Consider the following 24,001-nt stretch of genomic DNA (forward strand, 5'->3'; position numbering starts at 1 on the left):
GCCGGTGGTTTCGGTTGGTAGGAGTGCTTGCGTGTGTGTCATGGGCCAAGGGTCGACCAGGGCGCTGGTGTGACGCTGGTGCGCGGCAGGTCCGACGACGACCGCCCGGCCATCTCGGTGCTCGGGCCGCTGGAAGTGCGCGGCCTGGACGGCGCCCGCCTCGACATCCCGGCGCGCAAACACGCCGAGCTCTTGGTCATCCTCGCGGCCGAACGCACCGCCCGCAGCGCGCCCTACCTCTGCGAATTGCTCTGGCGGGGCAGCCCGCCGGAGAGCGCCCTCGTCACGCTGCAGGGCTACGTCTCACGGTTGCGCCGGACGCTGCGCCCACTGCCGGAATTCCGGATCGAGACCAGCCCGAACGGCTACGTGCTTCGGTGCGGCGGATCCGGCACCGACCTCGACCTGCTCGACACGCTGTCCAGGGACGCCCGCGCGGCGCACGCCGACGGTGACGTCGGACGAACCGTCGATCTGCTCGAACGCGCCTTGCGGCTGTGGCGCGGCGAGGCGCTCTGCGATGTCGACGACGTCGCCGAACTCGCTCCCGAGCGGGCGCGTCTGACCGAGCTGCGATCGGAACTCGTCGAGATGTGCGCCGAGGGATTGATCGTGCTCGGCCGCGCCCGGCACGCGGTCACCCTGCTCACCGACGAATGCGAGCGGCATCCGCAGCGGGAGGGCACGGCACGGCTGCTGGCGCTGGCACTGCGCGACTGCGGACGGGTCTCGGAGGCGCTCGACGTTCTCGGTCGATTGCGACGCTCGCTGCGGGAGGATTTCGGGCTGGATCCCGCGCCCGACACCGTCCGGGTCGAGAACGAGATCCGCAACCCGGCCGAACCCGTGGCGGCTCCGGCGGAACGGTCGGCCCTCGTGGGACGTGCCGACGTCGCCGCTGTCTTCGATCGTGCGTGGAACCGGTCGCGGCGGGGACTGACCGTCGTGACGGTGCGCGGCGCACCCGGCATCGGCAAGACGGCCGTCGTCGAGGACGCCGTACGACGCCACGGCGACACGGCCTTCCGCACCGCGGGGGTCGGCGGGACGGGCGCCTCGGCGTTTGCGACGCTGATGCCGTGGCTGGATCAGGCCGCGCTGGCCGGACGCGCCGTGCCGGACGTCCCGACACCGCGTGCGCTCGCCGCGCTGTTCGCCGACGTGGCGCGGGAGACCGGACACGTGATCGCGGTCATCGATGACGTGCAGTGGGCCGATCCCGACTCGGTTCGGATGATCGCGGCGGCCATGCGAGTGCTGCGCGCCCATCCCGTCCTGCTGTATCTCACGGTTCGCCCCGAGCCGCTCTCGGCGGAGGTCGGCTTTCTCCAATCCGCGGGCGCCCATGTCGTGGTGGACCTGCCGCCCCTGTCCGACGCGGCCGTGGACGAGTTGGTGCGCGCCGAGCTCGGTTCGGCCGGTCCGGAGGTGCGTGCCCAGATCATCGAGTCGAGCGCGGGCAGCCCGTTCGTCGCGGCGCAACTGTGCGATCTCGTTCGGGCGGGCGGCCCCTTGGACGTCGGGGGCGCGGCCCCCGAGATCACGACGGCGAAGCTGTCCGCTGTCTCGACCTCGGCGCGAGCGCTCGCCGAAGTGCTGGCCGTGATCGGTACGCGCGCGTCGATCGGACTGGTCGCCGCCGCCGACGGCGCGCCACGATTCGACGATCGGATCGGCGAACTCGTCGCCGCGCGGGTGGTCGCGCTCGCCGACGGCGCCGTCGCCTTCGAGCACGAACTCGTGCGCGATGCCGTGCTCGCCACCATCGGTGAAGTGCGGACAGCGCTGTTGCACAGGCGAATCGCGGACGCGCTGGCCGACCTGCGACCGGATGCGCTCACGGCGCAAGCACGGCATCGCAGCGCCGCCGCCCTCGATTCACTGGATTCCGCTGCGGCGCATGCCTGTTCGGTCGCGGCCCAGGACGCGCTGCGGCGGGACGCGCCCACCGAGTGCGCCGAACTCGCCGCCCGCGGGCTACGGCACGCCGATCCGGGTGACGCGGAGTTGCTGATCGAATTGGATCGGCTCGCCGGACAGGCGCATCACCGTCTCGGCCACTACGACGCGGCCGCCGCGTCCTTCGACCGCGCCGGGCGGCGCTGCGCCGAACGCAGCGATTGGTCCGGTCTGGCGCGGACCGCGCTGCTGGCCGCGCCGCGCGGCGTAGCCGGCTACTTCTCCGGATACGGTGTGGTGCACGCGGGTTCGTCGGCGCTACGGGCGCAGGCGCTGGCGCATCGCCTCGATCTCGACGCCGAGCTGGTCGCCGAGGCGGAAGCGATCGAGGCCGCGGACCGCGCGATCCACGGTCTGCCGGGGGATTTCGACGCGCTGGCCGAGGCACGGGCGCGCAGCGCACCCGACAGCGGGTCGTGGCCCCAGGTACTGCTGGCCGAATTCCTGTGCACCTGGGGTCCGGCAACCGTCGCCGACCGGCGCAAGATCGCCGAGGAACTGGAGGAACTCGCGGGCCACGACCGCACGGCGCGGGCGACCGCGGTCCATCTGCGCCGCGTCTGTGCGCTGGAAGCGGGCGATATGCGGCTGGTCCGCCGGTTGTCGGCCGAATTCGCCCGGCTCGCCTCGGCCGACGACATCGACCTCGCGGCCACGCAGCTGTGGTGGCAAGTGATGCTCGCCGTGCTACGCGGCGACTACCGGGAGTCGCAGGCGCTGATGACACGCTTCGCCGATGATCTCGGCGCGGTCGACGGTCACGCCCGGCTGCTCGCCGAAGTCTCTGCGCTGACGAGCAATTCGATCGAGCTGTGGCATCGCGGACGGCTCGGCGAGGTACTCGCCGAAGTGGACCGGATGGCTCAGGACTTCGACGAGGACTTCGCGCTCGTGGTCGCGATGGCCGCGGCGGAGATCGATGACCACGAGCGCGCGCTGTCGACGATCGAGTCGATCATCGCCCTGCCCGGGAGGTTGCACGGCCCGCGCCTGGTCGTGCGGGTGCCACTGCTGGTGGAGGCGCTGCTCACGGTCGGTCGACGCGCGCCGCGCCTGCGCGACCGGGTGGTCGAGCTCACCGCCGAACTCGAACCGTTCACCCAGGGGTGGGGCGAGACGCTGATCGTGCAATGGCCCGGGCTCGTGTGTCTCGGTCCGTCCGGGCTCTACCGTGGTACCGCCCGCGGAATCCTCGGACTTCCCGGCGCACGTGACGAGGTGATCGCCGCGCGGCACCGGGCGCGTCTGCTCGGCGCGCGGCCCTACGAATCGCGCGCCGCGGACCGTCTGACGTGCTGGCCGTTCGCCTGAGCCGGACGGAGATCGGCCGGTGCCGTCGTTGTCGGTTAGCTCACAGCCCGGGTATTCATGGTGGGGAAACCGCCGATCCATGAGAGGGTGGACGAGTGAGATCAGGCTTATCGTTGTGATTCGCTTGGCTCATCTACAGAAAAGATGAAGTAAGCAAATGGCTCAAGGCAGTGTGAAGTGGTTTAACAGCGAGAAGGGCTTCGGCTTCATCGCGCAAGACGGTGGCGGCGCCGACGTCTTCGTTCATTACTCCGCCGTGTCCGGCTCGGGATTCAAGTCCCTGGAAGAAGGACAGCGCGTGGAGTTCGAGATCGGTCAGGGCCAGAAGGGCCCGCAGGCGCAGGACGTCCGCGCGATCTGAGCGACGCAGTAGACGAGCCCCGCATCCTTCGGGATGCGGGGCTCTGCCTTTCTCGGCGGTAAGAAGGTGTGTTCGACGGGGTGCCCGGTTTGGATCGCCACGCCTCAGAAGGCGGCTTCGTCGAGTTCCATGATCGCGGTGTCGATCTCGGACAGGACGGCCCGATCAGCGCTCAGTCGCGGCAGCACTGTCCTGGCGAAGAACGACGCGACCGCGACCTTGCCTTCGTAGAAGGCGCGATCGGCGCCGCCGTTGCCGGAATCCAGTACCGTGATCGCGATCTCGGCGGCGACGAGCAGACGCCATCCGATCAACAGGTCGCCTACGGCGAGGAGGAAACGCACCGACTCCAAGCCGATCTTGTACAGCTCGGCGGGGTTTTCCCGCGCGTCGATCAGGTGTTGGGTGAGCACGCCCGCCATCGCCTGTACGTCCTGCAGGGCGGTGGCGAGCAGGATCTTCTCGGCCTTCAGGCGGTCGTTGCCCGCGACATGGGCCAGTGCCACCCCGCGGTCGCGAGCGATTTTGCGGAAGAAGAAGTCCTGCGCCTGGATCGCGGTGGTGCCCTCGTAGAGGCCCACTGGCGTTGCTCCTCGGTGCCGATGCTGTGGATGATGTCGGCCATGCTGGGCCCGGCCGCGTACATGAACGCGGCAGGCTGGGCTCCGAGCACGAATTCAATGATGGCCCAACTCAACATCCGCGGGGCGGGAATGCCGCCGATGGCCTCGGTTTTGCCGATGCGCCACCACTCGCCGTCGTACCAGGCGTGCACCGAGCGCTTGAACCCGTCGGGCAATCGCACCGAATGCGTCGCCGGATCGAAGACCGGCGGATTGCGGTCGGTCTCGGCGAAGGAATCGGCGACCGGCCCATCGGCCCTGCCTTCCGACCCTTCTCGGCTGATCACCGAGATGTGCCGGGCGCACTTGTTCACGCCCAGCCGAAATTCTGCCAGGCGGCCCGCTCGCGAGGCAGTCGTAAGTTACTGATCATTAGACGGCGTCTTTTGGACGTGACGCGCGAACTAAAGGAGTACTTCTCGATGAACAGCCGCGATTTCACCACACGGCGCAGTAGCGCCGCGCGGATGAACCGGCGTGTGGGATCGGCTTGACGGGACTGTTCAGGCGAATGTTAGCCAACCCATTGCTGCTGTCTCGGTCCGAAGTGCTCCTTCGCGCTCGTGGGAAACTTCGTGCCAGGTTACGGTCGTCTTGACCTTGTCGCAAGATCCTGCGCTATATTTGCTGCGAGACGCTGTATCGTATCCAAAACTGTGACCTCAGTCCTGGGCCTCGCGCCCCAGGTGACCTGACAATGGGGCGGATGACGGAGACGTCCGGCCGGTGAGACGCTGTTCGGCGATCGGTTACCGATCGCCATGATTTTCCTGAGCATGCATTCCGGTTGTCGTAATCATGTTGCAAACCACTAACAATCCGATATAGGCAACCTTACGGCAATACAACTGAGCTCCTGAAATGAACGATATCGTCGGAGGTCGAAATGGGCCGAAAGCGTGGCATCGAAGGCAGTCGGGACCGGTCGAAAAGGTCGGAGATCAGCTCATCAGGTTGTTTCGGAAGCCCGGATATGGATTCCAGGGCCAACTCCGACGGTAATGGACACGCACGGCGTCCAGCGCCCGGCATCCTTCCACTGACAGCGGCCCAGCGGGGTATCTGGTTCGCCCAGCATCTAGCGGAATCGTCGCCGATATCCGTAGCCCAATACGTCGATATCGTGGGCGAGTTGGACGCGGAATTGCTCGCCGAGGCCTGCCGAACCGCCAGCCGTGAGTTCGGCTCGGGGCATATGCGCCTGATCGAGGTCGATGGAGAGCCGCGTCAGTTCATCGACCAGGAACGTGGACCTCGTGTGTCGATAATGGACTTGCGCCGACACGCCGATCCGGTTGCGACTGCGCACGAAATCATGGCTCAGGACTATTCTGCCCCGCTGGACCTGCTGCACGACGACCTGATGGTGAGCATTGTGTTCCAGGTCGGCGCGAACCATTTCCTATGGTATCAAAGGGCGCACCATATCGCGCTCGACGGATTCGCCGCGGTATCCGTGCTGCACCGGATAACCGAGCTGTACAACGCGTGGGTGAGGTCCGAGGAAGCGCCGCCGTGCGCGGCGGAGGACCTAAGGGTCGTCGTCGAGCAGGACCTGGCCTACCGCGGTTCGGAGCGTTTCGACAACGACCGCAGATACTGGTCGGAGCATCTGGCGGGGGCGCCGCCCGTCGTCAGCCTTTCCGGTCGCATGGCCAAGGCCACCATTCACCCGACGCTGGTCAGCACCGAATTGCCCGAGGCCACAGCACATTTGCTGGAAAACGCCGTATTCGGACACGGCCCGAGCGTCACACCGACCATCGTCGCGGCGTTTGCCGCTTACCTCGCGCGGATGACCGGCAGCGACGAGGTTTTGCTGAGCCTGCCGGTTTCGGGTCGGCACTCCGCCGTGCTGCGCCGTTCCGGAGGAATGGTGGCGAATGTCGTTCCGCTGCGCGTCCGGGTCGCGGGCCGCAGCGTCGGTGAGTTGATCGCCGCTGTGCTGAGCGAGTTGACGAGTGCGCTTCGGCGGCAGCGTTATCGCCAAGAGGACATATTCCACGATATGGGGATCGCGCGCGACGAGGCGGCATCCTTCGGGCCGGCGGTGAACCTCATGATGGTCGAGAACGAGGTCGTGCTCGGCGACACGACAGGCCGCCTGCATGTTCTCACCTCGGGCCCTACCGCCGACCTTTTCGTCAATATCTATCCGGGCGCGGGCAAAGACAGTACGCATATCGACTTCCAAGGCAACCCGAATGCTTACAGTCGTGCGGAACTCGCCGGTCACCATCGCCGGTTTCTCATGTTCCTGCACGAGTTCCTGGCCGGGGGAGCGGAATGTCCGATCAGCGCGCTTCCGTTGCTGGAAGCACGGGAACGATCCGCGCTGCTGCCCGTGCGTGGGCCGCACGGGGTCGAAACACGGTTGCTCCCAGACATTCTGACCGAGAGCGCACGCCGAAACCGGAGTGCGTGCGCGATCGCCTCGGCCGGGCGGACGATGACGTATGGCGAGCTGGACGCCAGATCGACCCGGCTGGCCCGGCATCTGATCACTCTGGGTTGTGGGCCGGACACGGCGGTGGCGATCATGCTGTCCCGCTCGGTCGAGTCGATCGTGGCGACGTGGGCGGTCGCGAAATGCGGCGCGGCGTTCGTCCAATTGGACCCCGAGTACCCGCCGACGCGGATAGACCACATCATCGCCGACAGCGGCGCGACAGTGGCGATCACGGTCGACGCCCTGCGCGGGCGGCTCCCGCAAGCGATTCACGGTGTGGTTCTCGACGACGCCGCGATACTGGGGGCATGCGACGCTGCGAGCGGGCCGATCACCGACGACGACCGTATCCGTCCACTGCGGCCGTCCAACATCGCCTACATCACCTATACCTCGGGTTCGACCGGTAAGCCGAAGGGAGTCCAGGTCACCCACACCGGCCTCGCGAATCTCGTTGCCGACCGCGCCGCCACGTACGGCATCGATACGACATCCCGTGTGTCCTACGCGCTCTCGCCGAGTTTCGACGCGTCGCTCGAACAGTTTCTGACCTGCTTCGCGAGCGGAGCCACGCTGGTGATCGTGCCGCCCGAGGTGACCGGCGGTGAGCCGCTCGCGCGACTGCTCGCCGACGAGCGCGTGACCCACCTGACGCTGACCCCCGCGATGCTGGCGACCGTGGACCCGCGTCCGGCGACCGACTTGCGGGTGGTCGTGGTCGGTGGCGACGTATGCCCGCCGCACGTCATCGAGCGGTGGACCCATTCGTTGTCCATGTACAACGAATACGGTCCTACCGAGACCACCGTGACCGCCGTCGGCGCCAGGCTGAGACCCGGCCGCGCCCACACGGTCGGTGGACCCCTCCGTGGCGTCTCGGCGATGGTGTTGGACCGAACGCTCCAGCCGGTGCCCAAGGGCAGCGCGGGCGAGTTGTATCTCGCCGGACCGGGATTGGCCCGCGGATACAGCCGGCTGCCCGTCGAAACCGCCGCCCGGTTCGTCGCCGATCCGTACGGCGACGCCGGCGAGCGGATGTACCGGACGGGCGACATCGCGCGCTGGACCGGCGACGACGCCGAGATGGCGCTGGAATTGCTGGGGCGCAGCGATTTTCAGGTCAAGATCCGCGGATACCGGATCGAGCCGGGTGAGATCGACGCCGCGCTCACCACCCACGACGACGTGGATCTCTCCGTCACGGTGCCGGTGCGGAACAATGTCGGCACGACCGTGCTGGCGTCGTATGTCGTCCCGGTCGGCGGCCGTCGCATCGATCCGCTCGAACTCGAGCGCTTCGCCCGCGATTCGCTTCCACCGCACTTGGTTCCGGCAGTGATCCTCGCGGTGGACGCGCTCCCGACGAACGCTTTCGGCAAGGTCGATCGGCATGCTCTGCCGAAGCCCGAATTCGGGATCGCGACGGTCGGCCGGGCACCGGCGACGGCTCGGGAGAAGACGGTCGCCAAGCTGTTTTCCGAGGTGCTCGGCGTGCCCCGGGTCGGGGCGGACGACAGCTTCTTCGCACTCGGCGGCGACAGCATTCTGTCGATCCGGTTGGTGGCGCGGGCCAAGGCCGAGGGCCTGAGTTTCTCCACACAGGACGTGTTCGTGCACAAGACCGTCGCGGGCCTGGCGGCGACGGCGACGGAAGTCGTCGACACCTTCCAGCTGGCCGAGTTGCCCGGCGCGGGCGTAGGCCCGATGCCGTTGTCGCCGATCATGCGCGCGATGCTCGAGCGGGGTCACTACGACCGATTCGCGCAGGCCGCGCTCGTGCAGCTGCCCGAGGGGATCGATCGAGCCGGTCTCGTGCGCGTACTGGGATCGCTGCTGGACCGCCACGACATGTTGCGCGCGGTGCTGCGCGGCGGCGATTCGGTCGATCGGTACGTCGAGGTACTCGAGCGGGAAGCCGTCGACCCCGACGCCGTGCTCGTCGACGTCCGGCTCGATCGACGTGACGCCGCCGAAATCGACCGCCACCTACAGAAGGCCGCGGATCGCTTGGATCCGGGTAGCGGTGTGCTCGTGCAGGCCGTCTGGATTCGGGATCGCGACGGGTCGGGTCCCGACCTGATGTGGCTGGTGGTCCACCATCTCGCCGTCGACGCGGTCTCCTGGCGCATCATCCTCGCCGACCTCGCCAAGGCCTGGTCGCAAATCTCCGGCGGTGAGGCGCATTTCGGCCCCGCCACCACGTCGTTCCGGCGGTGGGTGCACGGCCTGGTCGTGCAGGCGCCGGGCAGGCGGTCGGCGGAGCTCGAACTGTGGAAAGGCGTGCTCGAGCGCGGCGAGCAGCTACTCGGATCGCGCCGTCTGCGGCCGGATCGTGACGTCGGAGCCACGGCGGGCCGGGTCCGTCAGCGCATCCCGGCAGCGGTCGCCGAGTCGGTTCTCATCACCATCCCGGACCGCTTCCACTGCAGCGCCAACGAACCGCTGCTGACGGCCCTGGTACTGGCACTGGGTGAGTGGCGGCGCAGGCGCGGCACGGCGGCGGCCGCCGGAGAGTTGATCTCGCTGGAGGGACACGGCCGCGAGGAGCGAGCGGTGTCCGGCGCGGATCTCAGCGCCACGGTGGGCTGGTTCACCACCCGCTTCCCGGTCCGAATCTGCTGGGAGAAGATCGATCTCGACGACGCGCTGGCCGGCGGTCCGAGTGCGGGACACGCGATCAAGCAGGTGAAGGAGCAGCTGCGCGCGGTGCCCGACAACGGCATCGGCTATCAAATGCTGCGTTGTCTCGATCCCAAGGGGAGTGCCGAGCTCGAAGGCCTGCCCGAACCGCAGATCAGCTTCAACTACCTCGGGCGGGTGGGCGTCGGTGAACACTCGGGCCCGTGGGCGCCCACCACCGAATTCACCGCGCTGACCGCGACGAGCGATCCGGCGATGGCGCTGGCCGCCGTCCTCGACATCAACGCGATCGCCGAGGAAGGTAGCGACGGACCCGAACTCGACGTGACGTGGGAGTTCGCCTCGCAGGTGTTGGGTGGCGACGAGGTCGACGAACTCGCCGGGCTGTGGGCACGAGCCTTGCTGGCGCTGGCCGATCACGTCCGATACGACACCAGACCGGGTTTCACCCCGTCCGACTTCCCGCTCACCGCGGTATCGCAGCGCGATATCGACAACTGGCTGCGGGAATATCCGTCGATGACCGATGTGTGGCCGCTCACCGCCCTGCAGTCCGGGTTGCTGTTCCACACGATCTACGACCGGGACGGCGACGACGGTTACATCGTGCAGGCGGCGCTGACCTTTGCCGGGCCGGTGGACGCGGAACGGATGCGGCGGGCCGCGCAGGTGCTCGTCGACCGCCACGACAGCCTGCGGACCGCGTTCGTCGAGAGTGCCGAGGGGCCACGTCAGATCGTGTTGCGCGACATCATGGTCGACTGGAGCGAGTCGAGCGTCGGCGATGTCACCGAGCAGACGGAAGCGCTTCGGCGACTCGCTACGGCGGCTGCGGCTCCATTCGACCCGGCCAGCCCGCCGCTGGTGCGTTTCCACCTCGTGCGCACCGGCGTCGAGACTTTCCAGTTGCTGGTCACCAACCACCATCTCGTGCTGGACGGTTGGTCGATGCCCTTGCTGATCCACGAATTGCTCGCGTTGTACACCTCCGATGGTGATACCGCCGAACTCGCGCCCCCTCGTTCGTATCGAGAGTATCTGCGGTGGTTGCAAACTCGGGATCGCGACGCCGCGACCGCCGCGTGGCGGGAGATGCTCGCCGGAGTCGACGGTCCGACGCTGGTCGCGGGCGGGCCGGATCGGACAGCCACCGCGGACGCCGGTGAGGTCGGCCTGAACCTGGACGCCGCGACCACCGCCGCGATTCTCGATCTGGGCCGCTCGCACGGCGTCACCGCCAACACGGCCCTGCAGGTGGCGTGGGCATTGCTGGTGGCCGCCCTGACCGGACGGTCGGACGTGGTGTTCGGCAATACGATGTCGCAGCGCCCGCCCCAGCTTCCGGACATCGAGCGCATGGTCGGGCTCCTGGTCAACACGCTGCCCGTCCGCGTCCGGCTCGAACCCGGCGAAAGCGTCGGTGACCTGCTCGTCCGGGTGCAGTCCGAGCAGGCAGCCATGCTGGATCATCAGTACATCGGTCTGGCGGAGCTGCAACGGGCCGTCGGTATCACCGATATGTTCGACACCGCGACGGTACTCGAGTCCTATCCACTTGGCCGAGAACTGTTGGCACGCAATCTCTCCGCCGCCGGTTTGCGACTCGTCGAGGTCGACGCGCACGACGCCACGCCGTATCCGCTGAGTCTGCAGGTGACCCCGCCGCGGTCGGGCCGCGACGGGCGACTGGACGTCGACGAGTCCGACACCTACACGGTCACACTGAAATTCGCCACCGACCGATTCCATGCGGACGAGGCACGCACGCTGCTCGAAAGGTTCGAGCTGCTGCTCCGGCAGATCGTCACGGATCCCGACCGGAAGGTCGCCGCGATCTCCTCCTGCCACGATTCCGAACGCGCGGAACTGCTTTCGGTACGTGGGGAGGATCCGGCCGCGGCACTCGTGCTGCGCGACATCCTGTGGGGAACCGCGCGGAAGTATCCGGACGCCGTGGCTGTCCGGTGCGGTGACACCGCTTGGACCTATCGTGAGCTGGAGCGTCGCGCCGACGCGTTCGCTCGCGTGCTGGCGGGCCACGGCGCTCGCGCCGAGTCGATCGTCGCGGTGGCCGTGCCCCGGTCGGCCGAATTGATCGTCGCGATCTGGGCGGTGGCGAAGACCGGCGCCGCCTTCCTGCCGGTGGATCCCGGCAATCCCGCCGCGCGGATCGGGGAGTTGTTGTCCGACTCGCGAACCCGTCTGGGCGTGACGACCACCGCTGTGGCACACCGACTTCCGGAAACTGTCGACTGGTTGGTGCTGGACGCTCCGGCTTCGGACGCTGATGATCGTCCGATTGGGACCGGCCGGTTGTCCGCCGACAACGCGGCATACGCGATCTATACGTCCGGATCGACCGGTACACCGAAGGCGGTGCACCTCAGCCATCGAGGTCTGGCCGACCTGGTCACCGCGCACGTCGACGCCTTCGGTGTGAATCCGGATTCGCGGGTGCTGCAGGTCGCGTCGCCGGGATTCGACGCCTGCCTGTCGGAAATGCTGTTGGCGCACGGCAGTGGCGCCTGCCTGGTCGTGGCCCCGCCGGAGGTGTACGGCGGGACCGACCTGGAGGAACTGATTCGTTCCCAGCGGATTTCGCACGCGATCCTCACCCCGTCCGTGCTGAACACGATGGATCCGTCCCGAACCCCCTCGCTGACAACGCTCGCGCTCGTCGGCGAAGCGACCGGGCCGGACACCGTGTACCGGTGGGGCGCCGGGCGACGGCTGATGAATCATTACGGACCGACCGAGTGCACGATCTGGGCGACCGGGTCGGATGCCCTCCGACCAGGCGAGCCGGTGACGATCGGCGGCCCGATCCGCGGTGCGTCCGCGCTGGTTCTCGACACGTGGCTGAGACCGGTGCCGGTCGGTGTCGCGGGCGAGCTCTACGTCGGTGGGCCCGGACTCGCCCGCGGGTACATCGATCGACCGGACCTCACCGCGTCGCGGTTCGTCGCGGATCCGCGATCCACCCGCGGCGAGCGGATCTACCGCACCGGTGATTCCGTGCGCTGGGTGCGCGGACCCGCCGGGTTGGCACTGGAATACCTGGGCCGCTGCGATCAGCAGGTCAAGATCCACGGCCTGCGGATCGAGCCGGGCGAAATCGACGCCCACATCGCCCGGTACCCGGACGTGGCGAGCGTCGCCACCGTCGCGGTGCAAGGGCCCGCGGGCGAACCGGTTCTGGTGTCCTATGTCGTCTGCGCGCCGGGCTCCGCCGTAGATGTGGCGGCGATCGGCGACGATCTCGCGGGCAGGCTACCCCGCTATATGAATCCCGCCGCGATCGTGCGCCTCGACGAGATGCCGCGCACGCCGACGGGCAAGATCGACCGGAAAGCCTTGCGGCAGCGCCGCTTCGCTGCCGGAGCCGCGGGCGGCCGCCCGCCTTCGACGCCGACGGAGCAGGTCGTGGCGAGACTCTTCGCCGATGTGCTCCATCTGGACACGGTGTCCGCCGACAGCAACTTCTTCGCGCTCGGCGGGGACAGCATCGTCTCGATGCGGCTGGTAGCGCTGGCGAGATCCGCCGGGCTCACGCTCACGCCGCGAGAGGTGTTCGAAGCCAAGACGGTTGCCGCCCTCGCCGCACTGGCGGACGACGTCGCGGCTCCCATGACGATCGAGGAACCCCCGCGACGCCCGACGGCGGATCCGCTCGTCACGCTGGCCGAAAAGGACCTCGATTGGCTGCAACGACAGTATCGCGGCCTGTCCGACGTATGGCCGTTGTCGCCCATGCAATCGGGGATGCACTTCGACTCGACGTACGACCCGGAGGCCGGGGACACCTACACCGTCCAGACGATGATCGGATTGTCCGGCGCGGTCGACGGTGAGCGCCTGCGACGTGCCGCCCAAGCCGTGGTCGACCGGCACGACATCCTTCGGGCCGCCTTCGTGGAAACGGCGGCCGGGCCGTGTCAGATCGTGCTGGACCATGCCGAAATCCCGTTCCGGGAAATCGATCTCGCCGGTGATGGCGATGCGGAATCGTCCGCCGACCCGCGAGCGATCGCCGCGGCGGACGCGGCGGCGGGATTCGACCTGTCGGCTCCTCCGCTCCTGCGCTTGACGCTGATCCGTCTCGATGCGCGAACCTTCCGGCTGCTCGTCACGAATCACCATGCGATCCTGGACGGCTGGTCGATGCCGTTGCTGATGCGCGAACTGCTGGACTTCTACGGATCTCCCGCGCATATGGACTCCGCCGGTCCCGCTCCCTCGTATCGCGACTATCTGTCCTGGCTCGCTTTGCAGGACAGCGCAGCGTCCAAAGCGGCTTGGGCGCAGGAGTTTTCGTATGTCCACGCACCGACCCGGGTATCTCGCGAGGCGGCCGCGGCGGGCCCCGCGTCCGTCGCCGAGGTCGCGGCCGAACTCACGGCGGATCGTTTCTCGGAACTCCGTCGAGTGGCGGCGGAGACGGCCGTCACCCTCAATACGGCGGTGGCCGCGGCCTGGGCGCTGAATCTGCGCGTCTCGACCGGTGACACCGATGTGATCTTCGGCGCCGCGGTGTCGGGCAGGCCCCCGGAGTTGCCGCTGGTCGATCGGATGCTCGGCATGTTCTTGACGACGATTCCGGTGCGCGTCCCGCTCGACCCCGCTATGACGGTGCGCGAGTTGCTGACAGGCATTCAGGCGCGGCATGCCCGCATGCTGGAGCACCACCACATCGGCCTGCCCGAGATTCACCGCAGCGTCGGCCTGCCCGAGCTCTTCGACACCGTCATCACCTTCCAGTCGTTCCCCATCGACCGGACGGCGCTGCAGGAACTCGTCGATTCGGCGGGCCTGCGGGTGGACGAGCTCAGTGGTGTCGACGCCACGCCGTATCCGCTGAGCCTGGCCGTGGAACCGAAACAGTCCGAGGACGGCGAGGCGCAGGGCCTGCGGATCGTGCTCCGATTCCACGAGCGGGCCTTCGATACCGCCTCGGCGCGCCACATCCTCGATCGCTTCGTCGCACTGCTGTGCCGGATCGCGGCGAACGTGGACGCGCGGTTGGGCGAGCTGCCGCTCACCGAGGGCGCGGGGCCGTTGTGGCCGGTTTCGGTTGCGGACGCGGCGATTCCGGACACGTTGGACCGCATACTCGCCGCGTCCGCCGCCGCCGAACTCGACGCGGTAGCCGTGCGGTGCGGTACGAGCGCCATGACCTACCGGCAGCTCGACGAGCGGACCACACGTCTGGCTCGGATCCTGCTGCGGCACGGGGCCCGGCGCGGCCAGGTCGTCGCCTCCGTGCTTCCGCGCTCCCTGGCGGCGACGGTCGCGCTGTGGGCTGTGGCCAAGACCGGCGCCGCAGTGCTGCCGATCGATCCGATCCTGCCCGCGGAGCGCATTGAATTCCTGCTGTCCGACTCGAAAGCTATACTCGCGCTGACTGATACGCCGACCAGTACGCGTCTTCCCGAGAGCGTCGACCGGCTGATCCTCGACACGGAGCAGACGCACGGCGACCTGGACTCGGTCCCTGCCGCGCCGATCACCGACGCCGAACGCGGCGGGCCGATTCGGCGGGACCAAACCGCGTACGTGAGCTACACCTCCGGGTCGACCGGAACGCCCAAGGGCGTTCTCCTCAGCCATCGCGGCTTGGCCGCGATCGTCGCGGCGCAGCGGCGAATTCTCGGCGTCGGCCCGGCGTCGGTGGTGCTGCAGGTCGCCTCGCCCAGCTTCGACGCCTCGATCTTCGAGTTGCTGATGGCGCACGGCTCGGGCGGTCGGCTCGTCATCTCGCCCGCCGATGTCTACGCCGGTCCCGAGCTGGCCAACCTGATACGGCGCGAGAGTATTTCGCACGCCATAGTGACCCCGTCGGCGCTGGCGACAGTCCCGTTCGATGGTCTCGACGGGTTGCGCGTGCTGGCAGCGGCGGGTGAACCGGTCGGGCCGGAACTGGTCGATCGATGGGCGCCGCGTCGCGCCATGATCAACGTCTACGGGCCGACGGAATGCACGATCTGGTCGACTTCCGGCGACGCTCTGACGCCGGGCGCCGCGGTCACGATCGGCAGGCCGGTCGGCACGGTCGCGGCCGTGGTCCTGGATACCTGGTTGCGGCCCGTGCCGCTCGGTGTCGCGGGCGAGCTGTACCTGTTCGGCCCCGGCCTTGCCGATGGGTACGTCGCCAAGATGGGGCTGACCGCGGCGCGGTTCGTCGCCTGCCCGTTCGGGACGCCGGGGCAGCGGATGTACGCGACCGGTGACATGGTGCGCCGCACCGCCGATGGTGAGCTGGAGTTTTTGGGGCGCAACGACTTTCAGGTGAAGGTGCGCGGCACCAGGATCGAGCTCGGCGAGATCGACGCGGTGCTCGGTGCGCGTGCGGATGTGGCATACGCGGTCACCGTGCCGCGGAGCGGCGAAGGGCGATCGACGCTGCTGGTGTCCTATGTCGTGCCCGCTACCGGGACGGAGGTATCGGGCGAGGAGTTGCGTTCGGCGCTGGCCGAGGCGTTGCCCCGGTACATGGTGCCGTCCGCGGTGGTGGTGCTGGACGAGGTGCCGTTGACCGCCAACGGGAAGCTGGATCGCGAGCGATTGCCCGAACCGGTCGCCGTCGCGCACGAATTCCGGGCGCCGTCGCCGGGGTTGGAGGAGTTGGTCGCGCGGACATTCGAGCAGGTACTCGACGTGGAGCGGGTGGGTGTCGACGACGACTTCTTCGCGCTGGGCGGCGATTCGCTGAGCGCCTCCCTGGTGGTGGCGCGCCTAGGCGCGGCCCTGGATGTCCGAGTGCCGGTGCGGTCGGTGTTCGAGGCGCCGACAGTCGGCGAATTGGCGGCGCTCGCAGGTACTCTCAGCGGTGCGGGCCGGTTGCCGCTACGGCCCGGAGTGCATCCCGACCCCGTTCCGCTGTCGCTGGCGCAGCAGCGGATGTGGTTCCTGAACCGGTTCGACCCGGACTCCGCGGCCTACAACATTCCGGTGATGCTGCGGCTGTCGGGACGGTTGGACACTGCGGCGCTGGCGGCCGCGCTCGCGGATGTCATGGCACGTCACGAGGTACTGCGGACGATCTATCCGGAAGTCGCCGGTGAGCCGCGGCAGGTCGTTGTCGACGAGCCCGCGGTGCCGGTGGAGCCGGTGCGGGTGCCCGCGGATTCGGTCCAGGATGTGGTGGGCGAGTTCGTCCGGCGCGGATTCGACGTGACGGCCGGGGTGCCGCTGCGAGTGGCGTTGCTCCAACTCGACGGCAGCGCAGCAGAATTCCTGCTCGTGCTGGTGGTCCATCACATCGCAGGCGATGGTCAGTCGATGGGGCCGCTGGCCCGTGACGTGATGGCGGCGTACGCCGCGAGATTGGCCGGGCGCGCGCCGGAATGGGAGCCGCTTGCCGTGCAGTACGCGGATTTCGCGTGGTGGCAACGGCAGATGCTGGGGGCCGAGAACGATCCGGCGTCGTTGATGTCCGCGCAACTGGAGTTCTGGCGCTCGACGCTCAGGGGCGCACCGGACCGGCTGGAACTGCCCGCGGACCGACCACGTCCGGCCGTCGCCTCGCTGTCCGGGGGCCGGGTACCGGTGGAGATCGACGCGTGCTTGCACGAGCGGCTGCTGGGACTGGCACGGTCGCGCGGGGTGTCGCTGTTCATGGTGTTGCACGCCGCGCTGGCAACGGTATTGGCGCGGCTCGGTGACAGCGATGACATAGTGATCGGCACTCCCGTCGCGGGGCGCGGCGAGCCCGCTCTGGACGATCTGGTGGGCATGTTCGTGAACACCCTCGCCCTGCGGACCAGGGTGGATACGCGCGAGCCGTTCGCCGAGTTGCTGATGCGCGCCCGCGAGACGGACCTGCTCGCGTTCGAGCACGCGGACGTGCCGTTCGAGCGGGTCGTCGAGGCGTTGAGCCCGGAGCGATCGGCGGCGCGGCATCCGTTGTTCCAGGTGGCCCTGGCGTTCGAGAACGTGTCGACGGCCGATTTGACGCTGCCCGGCGTCCGGGTCGCCCGGGTGGATGCGGATACCGGGGCGACCCAGTTCGACCTGCAATTGGTGCTGTCCGATTCGTTCGGTAACACCGGTGCGGTGCAAGGCATCTCGGGAACGATGACTTATGCGCGGGATCTGTTCGACGAGCCGACCGCGGCGGCGATCGTCCGGCGGCTGGTACGGGTGCTGGAGGCCGTCGCCGACGATCCGGCCGTGGTGATCGGGGATATCGACTGGCTGGAAGCCGACGAGCGCGCGGCCCTCGCGTCGCGGGTGGGGGCGCGGACCGTGGCGGTTACCGAGCACTTCGGATCGCTGCCTGACGTGTTCGCCTCGGCCGTACGCGACAACGGCGACGGTATCGCCGTTGTCGCGGAGCACGCCACGTTGTCGTACGCGCAGCTGGACGAGCGGTCCAGTCGCCTGGCGAGGTTACTGATCGGCTGTGGCGCCGGACCGGGGCGTCCGGTGCTGGTGGCGGTGGCGCGGTCGATGGAATCCGTCGTCGCGTGGTGGGCGGTGGTCAAGACGGGCGCCGCGTACGTGCCGGTGGATCCGGGCTATCCCGCGAGCCGGATCGAACAGATGGTCGCGGATTCCGGTGCGACGCTGGGCGTTACGGTGTCGTCGGCTCGTGCTGAGGTGCCCGATTCGGTGAACTGGATCGTGCTCGACGACCCGGCCATCGCCGCGTGGACCGACGCGACGGCGAGCGGCCCGATCGGCGATGACGAGCGGACGCGGCCGCTACGGGCCGCGGACGTCGCCTACGTGATCTTCACCTCCGGATCGACCGGTGTGCCGAAGGGCGTCGCCGTCACCCATTCCGGCATCGCCGATTTGGTCTCGCTGTGGCGCGCCGACCCCGAGCTTCGGCCCACGTCCAGGGTGTTGCACTTCGCGTCGCCGTCGTTCGACGCCGCACTGATGGAGATCCTGATCGCGGTCAGCCGGGCCGCGGCACTGGTCGTTGCGCCGACCGGGATATACGGAGGCGGCGAGCTGGCCGAGCTGCTGCGAACCCAACGGGTCACCCACGCCTTCCTGACCCCGGCCGCGCTGGCATCGGTGGATCCGGCCGGGCTGGACGACTTGCGGCTGGTGATGTCCGGTGGCGAGGAGGTACCGGCGGATCTGGTGAGCCGATGGGCGGGCACCGACAGCGCGGGCGCGAGGAAGTTCCAGGTGCTGTACGGGCCGACCGAGGCCACGATCGCCGCCACGGCGACGGGTGCGCTGGGACCGCAGGACCGGCCGACGATCGGTGCGCCGCTGCCGGGAATGCAGGCGCTGGTCCTGGACGCCCGGTTGCGGCCGGTGCCTGTGGGGGTGGCCGGCGAGCTGTATCTGGCGGGCCCCGCGCTGGCGCGCGGCTACCTGAACAGGGCGGCGACGAACGCGGCGCGGTTCGTGGCGCATCCATTCGGGGAACCGGGACGTCGTATGTATCGCACGGGTGATGTGGTGCGCTGGAATACCGGCGGTGCCCTGGAGTTCTTGGGGCGCAACGATTCCCAGGTGAAGATCCGCGGCTATCGGGTCGAGCTGGGCGAGATCGACGCGGTGTTGAGCGCGCGGGCGGATGTGGCATACGCGGTCACCGTGGCGCGGCGGGTCGACACCGGTCCGGTGCTGCTGGTGTCCTACGCGGTGCCCGAACCAGGGGCGAGTCTGTCGGGTGAACAGTTGCGGGCGTCGTTGGCCGAGGTCCTGCCGTCATACCTGGTGCCCGCCGCGGTGATGATCCTGGACGCGATTCCCCTGTCGCCGAACGGAAAGCTCGACCGCGCGGCCCTGCCCGCACCCGTCGTCCAGGCCAAGCGATTCCGGGCCCCGGCGTCACCGGTGCAGGAGATCGTGGCGGGCGTGTTCGCCGACGTCCTCGGCATCGACGGTCCGGTAGGCGCCGACGACGACTTCTTCGAACTCGGTGGCAACAGCCTGGTCGCCATCCGGGTAGCCGCGCGGATCGGCGCCGCGCTCGACGCGACCATCCCGGCGTCGATGATCTTCGAGGCGCCGACGGTCGCACGGTTGGCCGCCTGCGCCGAATCACGGGCCGACACCGGTCGGGTGGCGCTGACCGCCCAGCGACGGCCGCAGCGCATTCCGCTGTCGTACGCACAGCAGCGCATGTGGTTCCTCAACCAGCTCGAGCCCGGGTCGGCGGCCTACAGCATTCCGATCCTGCTACGGCTGTCCGGGCAGCTGAATATCGACGCCCTGCGCGCGGCCGTCGAGGATGTGCTGAACCGGCACGAGGTACTGCGGACCGTATATCCGTACGGCGAGGGCGAGCCGTCGCAGTTCGTCCTTCCCGCCGCCGAGGCGATGGCACCGATGACGGTGGACTCCATCGCGGAAGATGAACTAGCTCGAGCGTTGTCGGCGTTCGTCTCGACGGTGTTCGATCTGACCGTCGAGGCGCCGGTACGGATCCGGTTGTTCGAGCTCGCCCCGAACGAGTGGGTCCTGGCCGTAGTGGTGCACCATATTTCCTGCGACGGGTCGTCGCTCGGCCCGCTGGCACGGGACACCATGGCCGCGTACGCGGCCCATCTGGCCGGGGAGGCACCGAGCCTGCCGCCACTGCCCGTGCAGTACGCCGACTACGCGATCTGGCAGCGGACCGTGCTGGGGACCGAAGACCGTCCCGGCTCGCTGCTCCGCGCCCAGATCGACTACTGGACAAGCGAATTGGCGGGTCTCCCCGCGCTACTGGAGTTACCGGCCGACCGGCCGCGTCCGCCCGTGCGGACCCATGCGGGCGCGGGCGTGCCGATCACCGTCGGCGCCGATCTGCACGCGGGATTGCAGCGGGTCGCGCGGGCGCACAACACGACGCTGTTCATGGTCTTCCACGCCGCGCTGGCGGCCACGTTGGCCCGGCTGGCCGATACGGACGACATCGCCATCGGCACTCCGTACGCGGGACGCGGCGAGCCGGAGCTCGACGATCTGGTCGGGATGTTCGTCAACACCCTGGTGCTGCGGACCCGGTTGACGCCGGGGATGACCTTCACCCAGTTGCTCGAGCAGGTGCGCGGAACCGATCTGGCCGCGTTCGGGCACGCCGATGTTCCGTTCGAACGGCTGGTGCAGGAGCTGAATCCGGTGCGCTCGCACGCCCACCATCCACTGTTCCAGGTGATGCTGGCGTTCCAGAACATCGGCAGGGCCGAGTTCGAACTGCCGGGACTCGCCGCGTCGGCCATGACGGCCGACACCGACGCCGCGCTGTTCGATCTGCAGGTCACGGTCTCGGATTCCTACGACGCCACCGGTGCCCCGGCCGGCGTCAGCGGCGCGATGATCTATGCGAGCGACCTCTTCGACGCGGCGACGGCGACCATGATCGTGGATCGCCTGCTGCGGTCGCTCGACGCGCTGGCGACCGATCCGGCGCAGCCGGTGCACGAGGTGGATCTGCTCGCTGCCGAGGAACGGGAAGCGGTTCTGACGCAGTGGAACTCGACCGGACACGAGCTGCCGACCGGCGAGACGCTTCCCTCGATCTTCGCCGACTCCATGCGGGCGCACGCGGATCGGCCCGCGGTGGTGTTCGGCGAAAAGTCGCTCACCTATGCGGAATTCGGGGCTCGCGTCTACCGATTGGCGCGGTGGTTGATCTCCCGGGGCGTGGGTCCCGAGTCGTTGGTGGCGCTGCGGATGCGGCGTTCCGTGGACCAGGTCACCGCCATGTACGCGGTGCACGCCGCGGGCGGTGGCTACGTGCCGATCGATCCGGATCTGCCGGCCGACCGCGTCGAGTACATGTTGTCGATCGCCGCGCCGGTGCTGGAGCTGTCGTCCCTCGAGGGGCTGGAGCTGTCCGGATTCGATGACGCGCCGGTCACCGACGCGGACAGGCTCGCACCGTTGCGGCCGCACAACGTCGCGTACGTGCTGTTCACTTCGGGGTCGACCGGGCGGCCGAAAGGCGTTGCCATACCGCATTGTTCGGTGGTGAACCAGGTGCGGTGGTTCAGCGGGCTCTGCGCGCTGACACCGGAAGACGTGGTGCTGCAGAAATCCGCGGCCACGTTCGATATGTCGGTGTGGGAACTGTTCGCGACACTGGCGGCGGGGGCACGCATGGTGATCGCGCGAGCCGATGGACATACCGACCCCACCTATCTCGCCGAAACCATTGCCACCCAGCGGGTCACGGTCACCGCGTTCGTGCCGTCGATGCTGGCGGTATTCGCGGACGCGGCGCCCGTGGGGTCGCTGGCGTCGGTGCGGACGCTGCTGGTCGGCGGTGAGGCATTCGGCCCCGAGGTGGTGGCCGCGGTGCGGCGAACAGTGCCCGGGGTCGAGTTGCACAATCTGTACGGGCCGACCGAGTTCAGCGTGTGCGCGACCGCGCATCGGGTGACCGAAGCGGACAACGGGAACATGCCGATGGGCACACCGGTATGGAACGCGCGGGCATACGTCCTCGACCACCGGTTGCATCCGGTACCGCCCGGTGTCGCCGGGGAGCTGTACTTGGCGGGCGCACAGCTCGCCCGCGGCTATCGCTCCCGGCCGGGCCTCACCGCGGAACGGTTCGTGGCCGACCCGTACGGTGACGGCGGCCGCCTGTACCGCACCGGCGACTTGGTGCGGTGGCGCCACGACGGCGAGCTGGAATACCTGGGCCGCACCGATTTCCAAGTCAAGCTGCGCGGGCTGCGTATCGAACTCGGGGAGATCGAGGCGGTACTCGCCGAGCATCCCGGCATCGCCAGGGCGATCGCCGTGGTGCGCTCGACCGGCGCGGTGGAGCACCTCGTCGGCTACCTGGCGCCTGCCGCGGGCGCCACGGTCGACACCGCGGCCGTGTTGGCGCACGCGGCGACCAAACTGCCCGAATACATGATGCCCACCGCGGTGGTGGTGCTCGACACGGTGCCCCTGACCGCGTCGGGCAAGCTCGACCACGCGCGGCTACCGGAGCCGGTGCTCGCGGTAGGGGAGTTCAGGGAACCTTCGTCGTGGCTGGAACAGGCGGTCGCACGGGCCTTCGCAGTGGTACTCGGAGCGGAGCGGGTCGGCGCCGACGACGACTTCTACGCGTTGGGCGGTAACTCGCTGAAGTCGGTGCAAGTCGTGAACGAGTTGCGGAAAGAACTCGACTACGAGGTTCCGATCGCCTGGATGCTGTCGGATGCCTGCCCGGCCGACCTGGCGAAGCGGATCGAATCCGGAATGCGCTCGGGCCCGGCCGTCGACCGGACCGATCACGGTTTCGATGTGCTGCTGCCGATCCGGACCGGCGGTGAGCGACCGCCACTGTTCTGTATCCACCCGGCGGCGGGCCTGTCGTGGTGCTACCGCGCACTCGACCGGTACCTCTCGGACGGCCGACCGATCTACGGCCTGCAGGCGCCGCAGATCGGCGGCGAGGTCCCCGGTCCGACATCGATCGAAGAAATGGCCCGGCGCTACTTCGACGAGATTCGCGCGGTTCAGCCGCACGGCCCGTATCACGTTCTCGGCTGGTCGCTGGGCGGTGTGATCGCCCACGCCGTTGCCGTCGAGATGCGCGCCGCCGGTGAACAGGTCGCGCTGCTGGCGCTGTTGGACGCCGAGGCGGACGGTGTCGAGGAGCCGACGTTCGCCGCGGTCACCGCCGGAGAACTGATCAGCAATCTCGGTCCGGTCCTCGGCGTCGATTTCGTGAGCCCCGATGCGACCGCCGAGGAGGCCGCGGATCTGATCGAACGGCACCTGGGGAGCGGCCTCGGTATCGACGCCGCACGAATCGAGCGCCTGACCGATGCCTACAACCTGGCGATCCAAGCGGTCAGGGTGTGGCGGCCCGCGATCTTGGACAGCGACATGCTCTATTTCACCGCGACACGGGAAAGGCGATCCGACGCAGCGGGTCACGAGGGATGGGCACGGGTGGTCCGAGGGGAGATCTCGGTCTTCGACATCGATGCGACCCACCTCGCGATGACCGAGCCGGGTGCGCTGGCTCAGATCGCCCGGATCATCGACGCGCGACTGGAGTGAGGTCCGTGTTCGACGGTGCGGTGGTGGTCGCGTCGGATCCCTCGGTTCGGCCGTCGGCTTGCGGGCGGGGCGCGGTGATGCTCAGCAGCGCCCCGACCGACGCCCCGAGCGCACCACCGAGCACGGCCGCGGGTACGGCGACGACAGTGGCGCCGACAGCCGCGCCGAGGAGCGGGCCGACGACCAAGCCGGTCGGCAGGAATGGGATACCGACGACGAACCCGGCGGCCGCGCCCGCCATCGCGGCGGCTATCGCGACGGGCGCGGACAGTCCCGCGGCCAGGCCCGCACCGATGGCCGCACCGACGCCCGCGTCCACGGTGGTGACGGTGCATCGGTCGGCATCGACGGGGATTTGCGCGCAGAACGCCTCGAGCTGCTCCTGATTCACGGTCGGCGGCGAGTCGGGTGCGACCACCGTGTCCGCCGCCGCGGTATCGACCGGCGACTCGTCGACCAGACCGATCAGGATCTGTGGCGGAACGGGATCTTGCCCCTGCTCGTGGTGCGCCGCGGGCGACTGCGCGGTGGCATCCGGGGACGCGTTGGCCACTCCGGTGCCGAGAAGGACCGCAAGCGGCAACATGCTCGCGATCAACATCGGACGTGACCGCCAACGACCGGCTTCCGGCATTCCGCACCTCCTGGACGTCTACCTCTTAGCGCTTCTGGACCTCGAGTGTTTGTCGCACGTTGCGG

Annotated in this window: 4 protein-coding genes and 1 pseudogene; 3 read left to right on the plus strand and 2 right to left on the minus strand. The window is 68.6% G+C overall.

Annotated features, from left to right (window positions below; translation table 11 throughout):
• Positions 1-69 precede the first annotated feature (69 nt).
• Together FB390_RS20365 and FB390_RS20370 are read left to right on the plus strand one after the other, a co-directional pair.
• The gene (locus FB390_RS20365; RefSeq protein ID WP_185757101.1) at positions 70-3,270 is read left to right on the plus strand and encodes an ATP-binding protein; all 3,201 of its coding nucleotides are present in this window, start codon (positions 70-72) and stop codon (positions 3,268-3,270) included.
• A gap of 157 nt (positions 3,271-3,427) precedes the next feature.
• Positions 3,428-3,631, plus strand: coding sequence for a cold-shock protein (locus FB390_RS20370; protein ID WP_040741190.1), 204 nt, complete (start codon positions 3,428-3,430; stop codon positions 3,629-3,631).
• 104 nt (positions 3,632-3,735) lie between these two features.
• On the opposite strand, the pseudogene FB390_RS33605 reads toward FB390_RS20370, so the two are convergent.
• Positions 3,736-4,511 (minus strand): annotated as a pseudogene (locus FB390_RS33605) (acyl-CoA dehydrogenase C-terminal domain-containing protein); the annotation flags it as partial.
• A 716-nt stretch (positions 4,512-5,227) separates the two neighbouring features.
• Here FB390_RS33605 and FB390_RS20380 point away from each other — a divergent pair.
• Entirely contained in the window at positions 5,228-23,302 is an 18,075-nt protein-coding gene (locus FB390_RS20380) for an amino acid adenylation domain-containing protein (RefSeq protein ID WP_141810367.1), read from the plus strand.
• On the opposite strand, the gene FB390_RS20385 is transcribed toward FB390_RS20380, so the two are convergent.
• Positions 23,280-23,936, minus strand: a complete 657-nt coding sequence (locus tag FB390_RS20385; protein WP_141810368.1) for a hypothetical protein — start codon at positions 23,934-23,936, stop codon at positions 23,280-23,282. The two genes, FB390_RS20380 and FB390_RS20385, sit on opposite strands and share 23 nt — an antisense overlap.
• Positions 23,937-24,001 lie beyond the last annotated feature (65 nt).

It is taken from the genome of Nocardia bhagyanarayanae (genome assembly GCF_006716565.1).
GTDB lineage: Bacteria > Actinomycetota > Actinomycetes > Mycobacteriales > Mycobacteriaceae > Nocardia > Nocardia bhagyanarayanae.